Annotated in this window: 6 protein-coding genes and 1 pseudogene; all 7 read left to right on the top strand. The window is 63.9% G+C overall.

Features of this window, described 5'->3' with window-relative positions:
* On the top strand, nt 1–1,649 hold a 1,649-nt coding region (locus DVK00_RS20585; RefSeq protein ID WP_121578505.1), incomplete at its 5' end, for a hypothetical protein.
* Nucleotides 1,642–2,442: a hypothetical protein gene (locus DVK00_RS20580; RefSeq protein ID WP_233560864.1), complete on the top strand. Its 801-nt coding sequence runs from the start codon at nt 1,642–1,644 to the stop codon at nt 2,440–2,442. The genes DVK00_RS20585 and DVK00_RS20580, both read left to right, overlap by 8 nt.
* Nucleotides 2,442–2,771, top strand: coding sequence for a hypothetical protein (locus tag DVK00_RS20575; RefSeq protein WP_101352056.1), 330 nt, complete (start codon nt 2,442–2,444; stop codon nt 2,769–2,771). Before DVK00_RS20580 ends, DVK00_RS20575 begins: the two co-directional genes overlap by 1 nt.
* On the top strand, nt 2,764–4,713 hold the full coding sequence (locus tag DVK00_RS20570; RefSeq protein ID WP_121578503.1) for an ATP-binding protein: 1,950 nt from the start codon (nt 2,764–2,766) through the stop codon (nt 4,711–4,713). The genes DVK00_RS20575 and DVK00_RS20570 overlap by 8 nt, the downstream gene beginning before the upstream one ends.
* 2 nt (nt 4,714–4,715) lie before the next feature.
* On the top strand, nt 4,716–6,257 hold the full coding sequence (locus tag DVK00_RS20565; RefSeq protein WP_233560863.1) for a hypothetical protein: 1,542 nt from the start codon (nt 4,716–4,718) through the stop codon (nt 6,255–6,257).
* Nucleotides 6,254–6,466, top strand: coding sequence for a hypothetical protein (locus DVK00_RS21475; protein WP_158598837.1), 213 nt, complete (start codon nt 6,254–6,256; stop codon nt 6,464–6,466). Before DVK00_RS20565 ends, DVK00_RS21475 begins: the two co-directional genes overlap by 4 nt.
* Nucleotides 6,456–7,270: pseudogene (locus DVK00_RS20560) on the top strand (hypothetical protein); the annotation flags it as partial. The gene DVK00_RS21475 and the pseudogene DVK00_RS20560, both read left to right, overlap by 11 nt.

Raw genomic sequence — 7,270 nt, 5'->3', positions numbered from 1 at the left:
GCGCGTCGAGCGACTGGACAGCGCCGGGACCGTTCAACATCTCGGAGCTGCGGACGGGCGGCGACCAGATATCAAGTGGTGGCTCACAGGGGCCGCCGGAGTCGACGCGGATGCTCCCGACCGGCGGAATCGTGCTGAAGTACCTGCCGTTGAACCCGGCCCAGTCGTCCTACCAGCCGCTCGGTCGGAATCAGGCACTCAGAACGGACTATCTGCTGGCGTACACATCGGCGTTCGGTGAGAGTGTCGGTGATTATGAGTTCGTCGTTGTGTTCTGGCAAGAGCGGACGACGAGCGTCAACGGGACACAGCAGACCTACGCGGCGAACCAGACTGTCCAGCGGATTAGCTTCGAGGCAGATAGCGGTTACTCGGCGTCGAAGCTGAAACTGCAGTCCCATTACGACCAGCAGTGGCAGGCAACGGCGTGGCTGGAACAAGACGGCAGCCGCGTCGAGGGCGCACGCTGGCGGTTCGCCCATCAAACGAACCCGCTGACGGCATCCCCGGCCTACCCGACGAACTCGAAAGGCGACCTCTGGCGCTGGGGTGCGCTGAATCTGATTATCCCGGCTATCTGTGGCATCATGTTCTCGGGGGCATCAGCGAAGCACATCCTCTCGCGAACGATTCTCGGGACGCTAAAAGGAGTGAGTTACTGGGCCGGCGTGGTCGCCGTCGTGATCGGCATCGCAGCGATAGTTGGTACGTGGCAAACGTCGATTATCCTCGCGAACGCACCCATCGCGGTCGGCATCCTGATGGGATTGCTGGCGTTGCCGGTGATGCTTTCCATCCGGGACAGCGACCTCTCGAAAGCCGGGTTTTTCCAGCGAAAACTCCGGCAGGGCGCTATCTCACCGAGTGGTGACGAAACGGTCGGGACGCGGCGTGTGCCGAACAAAATCAAGTCTGTGTACCGACACGGCGACCAGTTGTACGCGCCGATAGCCGGCCTTCGGCCGATGCTGGCCCGCTACTGGGCTGACCCGGCGAAGATACCGACCGAGGACTGGAAGTCCTACGACAGCGGCGAAGGCGACCTCGACCAACTCTTCGAGGTCGACCCAGAGTCCGACAAGGTGCTGCGGCACAAGCCGGCGCGGCTGAAGTTCTCGCCAACACTGACGAAAGAGGTCGACGAAGCGGACCTCGCGGACCCGCCCGAAGGTGAGGGCATCGCGGCGCTACCGGCGGCTATCTCGGCGGCGGTGTCAAACTGGGTAGCCCGTCGGAATTGGCGCTTCATCGCGATAGCGTTGGGTGGCGGGGCAGCGGTCTACCTCGGGACAGTCGCGACACTCGGTTCGACGATTATCGGGCTGGGGCTGGCGACGTTGCCGGCGTTGATCGAAGGCCACGAGGCTCGCGATGGGTCACTCGAAGTCGACTGGGGACCAAGCCATTGGAACGACGTGCAGGCCCAGGTCCAGACCGAGCGCCACGAGTACGAAGAGCGCAAGACCTTCGACCAGGTTCTGCAGGCAGTCACCGAGCTGGAATGGTCTGACCACGAGAAAGGCCAGCAGATCGTCGACCGCGTTCGCACGGAGATTCAGAAAGCGCTCGACGACGAACATGGCGGGAACAACCCGTCAACGAACCTCTCGCCGTCGTCGCCACAACAGGGAGTTGATGCGGATGACTGACCCGATGGCAGCCGACGGGCATCACGCCCTCAAATGGCTCGCGAGCGACGACGGGTCGGTCGACCGCTCGTTCGCAGCTGGGCTGGACTCGCTTCGCGCCCAGCAGCGCCACCTACAGCAGAGCCTTCGCGATGGCTTCAAGACTCGCACCGAGGTCTTGGAGTGGTGCCACGCCGTCGACGTGGTGTCGGGCGGGCAAACCCCGGAGACGTGGCACGAGGAGCTCGTGAAAGACCGCTGGGAAGTCGCTTGCCTCATGGCAGATGCGGACGACCGGGTCGCAATCTGTGACCAGGCACCCAGCGACGACGAGACTGCCGATGCCTTCCGGCGGCGGCTGATTCGGAAGGTGCTGCTGCCGGCGTTTCAGGACGCCACTGAACTGCTGCGTGAACGGGTTGCGGAGTTCTCCGATGAAGAGGGCGTCAAAGACGCCGAACGGATTCAGTACGTCGCTGGGCGGCCACGATTGCATCAGCGCGCCGTCGAACAGCATGGGATGCTCCGGGCGACGCTCCGGGACCCGCCCCGTGTCGAATCGGAGGTCATGGCGTGGGCTGAGGATATCATCCACATGACCGAGGGCCACGTCCGCAGCGGGTTCATTGAGGACGTGCTGGACCGCCACGGCGACTGGTGGCACTCGCTGACTCGCGGGCCGTCAGTCCGGCTTGAGTGGCTGCTGGCCAGCGAGATATTCCCGGCGATGAACTCGTCGCTGTCGGAACTCGTGACCAATAGCAACGAACTGGCCGACGTTGCTGGCCGCGCCAAGGAGGTGCCGCCGGGATAATGGATATCGAAGCAATCCGGGCGGCCCGGGCTCGCGAACAGGACGCGGCGTCACTCGTCCAGCTGGCCGAACCGACAATCTTCGAGCGCACACAGACTGCCGTCGACGACGGGGAGATCGACACCGACGACGCGGTGCAACTGACGACGGAACTGGCCGACGAGCGGGCCGGGAAGCTCCTGAAACTGGCGTCGTTCCGGGCTGCCGGGATGGCGGTCAACTGGGATGGCGTCACCGACCAGGAGCGCGCGCTCGTCGAGGACCTCGTTGCCCGACTCGAAGAGTGGCGCGACTCGGTCACGCCGACCACGGAGGACAGCGATGACTGACGAGCTGTCCGAGCGGGTCGCTCAGTATCTCCGCTGGCAGGTCAGCGACAAGGTGGCGCTGCTGGCCCAGCGCTATCCCGACGACACGTCGCTGACGCTGGACTGGACAGCGCTCGCGCGATGGGACCCAACGCTGGCCGAAGATATCCTCGATGCGCCCGATTCGATGCTTGAGTACGTCGAAGCGGGCATCACGGACACGCCGCTGCCGGTCGACACGTCGCTGGGGCAGGCGACACCGCGTTTCGAGAACCTGCCCGAGTCACACACGACCGCGCCGGGGGAGTTCTCACCGAGCGACCGACGTGGGCAACTGCTGGCGCTGGAAGGACAGGTCGCAAAGCGAACGCAGGTGCAGCCGCGGCTCGTCGAAGCGGCCTTCGAGTGCCAGCGCTGCGGCACCCTCACCCGGATACCATTCGAGCCCGGGCAGTACATCGAGCCCTTCGAGTGCGTCGGGTGTGAGATGAAAGGCCCGTTCCGCATCAACCCGGACCAGTCCCGGTATGAGGACTATCAGAAGCTCCTGTTAGAGAATCCCAGCAGCGCGGCGCTGGGTGGCGATACCTCGGATATCATCGCGCACCTGCAGGGCGACCTCGCGGGCCACGGGGCCATCGCGAACTGTCAGGATGTGGTGCTTGTCGGTGAGCTGCAGTTCCGCGGTGGCGGCCCGATTCCCGAGCCACAGGTCGTCGTGAACTCCGTGCAAGCGGCCGGCCAGACCTATCAAGACACGGAGTTTACGGCCGACCAGCGGGACCTCTTCGAGCGCCTTCGCGAGCGCCCGGAGTCCTTCGACGTGGATATCGAGAACCCGTCGACTGCGGATGTGCTGATGGCGGCTGCAGCCCCGAAGTTCGTGTCGGGCTCGCACCCACGGGACCGGCAGGTCGTCCGGGGGCTCGTGCTGCAACTGGTCAGCGCGTCGACGTTCGACGGGCCGGACGGCTCGCACTATCGGGGCGATATCCACGTTCTGCTACCCGGAGACCCGGGGACAGGGAAGTCCGTGCTGGCGAAGTGGGCCGCGGCGGTCGCGCCCCGGTCGGCGTTCGCGAGCGGCGAGCGTGTGTCGGGGCCGGGACTGACCGCGGCGGCGGTGAAAGACGACTTTTCCGACGGCGGGTTCAGCATCGAGCCCGGCGTGCTGGTGCGCGCCCACGAGGGGATCGCGGTCGTCGACGAGCTGGACAAGGCTGGCGAGGACGCCATCGAGAAAATGCACTCGGCGCTGGCCGACCAGATACTGCCGCTGTCGCTGGCCGGCCAGTCGATGACGCTGCCAGCCGAGTGCGGGCTGCTGGGCGTGTGCAACCCGCTCGGAGGTCACTTCGCTGGTGACGAGTCGCTCGTCGACGCGCTGGGCATCAACAGCCCGCTGCTGTCGCGGTTTGACCTTATCATGCAGATGCGGTCGAAACAGGACCGCGAACACGTCCGGGAACTGGCTGAGTCGATGATTCGGACGTGGTCGGCATCGCTGAAAGACGCGACTGGGCAGGCGCTCGAAGCGTCTGATGCCGAGGCTATCGACCCAGTGCTGTCGATGGACCAGTACCGCGCGGTCCTGCTGCGGGCGCGACAGTTGCATCCGACACCCGCGAACGACAGGGTCATCGAGGCGCTGGCCGCGTGGTTTGAAGAGCAAAAGATGGCGCTGCCGGAGCGCTATCGCGATGCACTCGCGGACGCGGATGGCCGGTATCACGGCCCGCCCGTACCCGTGACTGCCCGCAAACTCGGGGCCGCACGCCGTGTCGCACAGGCGAGCGCTCGGGCAAACCTGCGTGAAGAGATTACGATGGCGGATGTCGAGGTGGCGAAGGAAATGGTCAGCCGGTCGCTGGCCGACCTCGATATCCCGATTGTCCACAACGCCGGGCTCGGCGGGGGCGACGTGAACCGCCGTGAGCCGGCTGATTTGTCTGGAGTGAGCTAACGATGTCACAGAGAAAACCGAAGTCAGAACAGGACGGATTCACCGAACAGACGAAACAGGGCGCACAGATCGTCTATGGCAACGAGCCAGACCCGATGTGGAACGAGGACGCTGAAGAGATTCGAACCCGGTTCGATATCCCGGCGTTCGACCCAGAGGCGTTCTATCCACGCGAGGGAGCGGCGCTATCGGGCGTGTACCCGGACTTTCTCGTGCATATCGAGAGCGCTGCAGAGGGGCCGTCGACGGTGAGCTCACCCGGAGCGTCACTGACGATGGTTGAAGCCCCGAAGGGCTCCGGGAAATCGACCGTCGCTGACCAGTTTGCCACGTACCAGATGGAACACAACGATGAGCGTATCGTCAGAAATGGACGGCAGAAAAGCTCGGACTGGCGACGGATGCGTGACTGGACAACGCTGTGGCTGCCCAGTGGTGTCGATATCGAAGGCCGGTGGATGGAAGTGGTCGACCGTGGCGAGCCCGATCCCGACGAACTCTGTCGGGACGTGCGATACTACAGTGACGTTTATGAACTCGTTGAGCGGCTACAGGATCACCCTAAGGGCACGTACAACGTGGTGTTCCCGGACCCGTACTTCCGGAAATGTGAGGATGCGCTGTCGACGGCGGATGCGACAGTCAAGCAGCCTGAGTTCGTGCCGAAAAACGAGGCGAACCCGACGCCGGCATCGCACTGGTGGTTCGGGTTCTTGGCCGCTCGCACGTTCGATGGACTCCGTGTTGACGATGATGGCGAGCGTAACTGGATGACCGCGCATATCGACGAGTTCGGCATGGTCGCTCCGGAATCTGCGTCTGGCGGTGAATCCGGCCACTGGACGTATGAGTGCGTGCGGATCATGGCGAACATCTCGAAGGAAATGCGGTCGGCTGGGCTGTCGCTAATCGGCTACGGCCACCACGAACAAGACGTCCATAATCACTGGCTCAAAGAGTTCGACTTCTGGGTCGAACTGTCGAATAACGAACGCGGGAATCGGACGACCAAGAGCGAGGCTCCGAAGCCGTTCCGCGATATCGAGCAAGACAACGATCTCCTCTCGAAGCGACCAACTGGCTTCGGGCTGTGCTACAACGAGAATCGGTTCTCGGAGTTCCAGTTCTCGGACCTCGGCTACCCACACGACACGCCAGAGTTCCAGCTCCGGCTCGGAATTCCAGAAGCCGTCGACGTGTCGACCAGCGACGACGACGGCATGGTCGTCGAGGACCTCCAGGTCGCGACCGACGACGAGGACCAGCCGACAATTCTCAACGAGTACCGTGCGGCCGGTGGCGCTGTGCACGAGCTGCGTGTCCTCGCGCCCGGCGACGGCATCATCGATATCTCTGGTGACGCGCCAGAGGTGCTCGAGCAACTTTCGAGCCCGTATGCTGACGGCACGTTCCCGGAGAACCCGATCAAAACGACCCAGAACCACTATGATATTATGTTCAACCCCGACAGTAGCACGGAGATCGTGGCGGCACGCATCCCGAGACGGACTGGCCCCGGCGCGACCGGAGGTCGTGGCCGATGACTGACCCAGCAACGCCGCTGGTCATGAGCGATATCGACCGGCCTTTTACGTTCACGACAATCGGCTGTGGCGGCCGGATTGGCGGGCGCCGCGGCCCCGATCACCGCGAGCGGAAGAAAAGTTCCGTACGGTACGCGCGCGTATCTGGAACAGGAACGGAAGGGGGGACCCCCCTGAACGCTGTTGGAGGTGATTCTGATGGACAGTGATGACCTGCCACTCTCTCGCGAACAACTGTCGATTGTCGGCATGGCGCTGGCGGTCGTCGTCGTGTCCGTCGCCGCGCCGATGCTGTTCGCACCACAGTCGAACGCCCCCGACGACGCGAACAGCGGGACCGTCTACTCGACGCCGACTGCCGATGAGCAACAGGCAGAGTCAGCGTCGACGCCAGCTGACCCAGACGGCGACCCTATCGAAGAGCTGAGTACCGCACCACGCGACCCAGACAAACCGCTGTCGAAGGTGCCAGACACGCACGTCGAGAGTAACACGACCAAACCGTCGCTGTCGGCCTCGGCGGGCGCACAGACACTCCGGGCGTCGACAACGACTGTCGACGGCGAGCCCGCGCTGAATCTGACTGACGACCGAACCCACGACGGACGCTGGGTCGGCGTCTCAACGGACTGGCTGGAACAACAGCACGGGTCGGTGCCAGCCGTCGTCGGTGTCGTGCATGAGTCCGGCGCGGTATATCAAGAAGAGGTGCACGTCCGCGATGGCGAAGCCCAGTTCTGGGTGAGCGGGTTCTCGACGAACACGATCACGTTCGGCGGGACACTGCAGATCGACGGTCAGCCGGCGACGACCGGCACAACCCACCTGTATGAGGTTCGGGACCTCGACAGTGCGACGGACCCGGAAATCACGCTGACTGGGCAGATCAACACCGAACGCGACACGAAACAGGTCATCGGTGCGACCGACAGCCAGCTGATTCCACTGTCTGTCGCTGGCGACAACCTCGAACCACGCAATCCCGAAGTGACGTTCACGGGCGTCGAACAGAC

This window comes from Haloarcula sp. Atlit-47R (assembly GCF_003665985.1).
GTDB lineage: Archaea > Halobacteriota > Halobacteria > Halobacteriales > Haloarculaceae > Haloarcula > Haloarcula taiwanensis.
Note: the sequence above shows the minus strand (reverse complement) of the source record. Positions and strands in the feature narration are given on the sequence as shown.

Excerpts from the sequence above, each read along its gene's own strand:
- DVK00_RS20580 (WP_233560864.1), top strand. The coding sequence starts at position 1,642 with ATGACTGACCCGATGGCAGCCGACGGGCATCACGCCCTCAAATGGCTC.
- DVK00_RS20575 (WP_101352056.1), top strand. The coding sequence starts at position 2,442 with ATGGATATCGAAGCAATCCGGGCGGCCCGGGCTCGCGAACAGGACGCG.
- DVK00_RS20570 (WP_121578503.1), top strand. The coding sequence starts at position 2,764 with ATGACTGACGAGCTGTCCGAGCGGGTCGCTCAGTATCTCCGCTGGCAG.
- DVK00_RS20565 (WP_233560863.1), top strand. The coding sequence starts at position 4,716 with ATGTCACAGAGAAAACCGAAGTCAGAACAGGACGGATTCACCGAACAG.
- DVK00_RS21475 (WP_158598837.1), top strand. The coding sequence starts at position 6,254 with ATGACTGACCCAGCAACGCCGCTGGTCATGAGCGATATCGACCGGCCT.